The organism is Pedobacter sp. 05L430, from assembly GCF_056397585.1.
The window spans coordinates 1-717 of record NZ_JBFTNT010000595.1; the positions used below are offsets into that span (position 1 = coordinate 1).

The 717-nt window shown below is 38.0% G+C and carries 1 protein-coding gene; it reads right to left on the minus strand.

Annotation, left to right across the window (positions count from 1 at the left end; all coding sequences use genetic code 11):
- On the minus strand, positions 1-717 hold a 717-nt coding region (locus AC1DG9_RS27515; protein ID WP_477635756.1), incomplete at both ends, for an MFS transporter.

Below are 717 nucleotides of genomic sequence, written 5' to 3' on the forward strand. Positions count from 1 at the left end.
TTCCCTGCCAATCCTTACTATGGTCGGCATAAGTAAAAAACTTATCAATAATTAACCCGCTTGTGAAACTTCCAAAAAGTGCTCCAAAACCGTTTACCATCATCATGAATAAACCCTGTGCGCTGCCTCTTATTGAGGCATCAATTTGAGTTTCCATAAATAAGGAACCCGAGATATTGAAAAAGTCGAAAGCCATACCGTAAACAATACAAGATAGGATGATCATCCATAAACCTCCTGCCGKATCAGCAAAAGCGAAAAGACCAAATCTTAGCACCCATGCAAGCATACTTAGCAACATCACATACTTAATTCCAAATTTCCTTAAGAAGAAAGGTATTGCAAGAATAAATAGTGTTTCAGATATCTGGGAAATGGACATTATAATTGCAGGGTATTTAACAGCAAGTAGGTTTTCGTACTCCGGGATATTTTTAAAGTCGTGCAAATAGGTATCGCCGTAGGCATTTGTAAGCTGTAGAGCTGCCCCTAAAAACATAGAGAAAAAGAAAAATACCGCAAATTTCTTTTGCTTAAATAATGTAAATGCCCTTAAACCCAGCGCATCAACAAATGACTTCGAATCAATTCTGTTCGCAAGGGGAGGGCATTTAGGTAATGTAAAGGCATAAATACCTAAAGCCAGTGAAACAGCCGAAGCAATATAAAATTGATTAGAGGATGCCTCGTTTCCTGAAAGACTTACAACCCATAAAG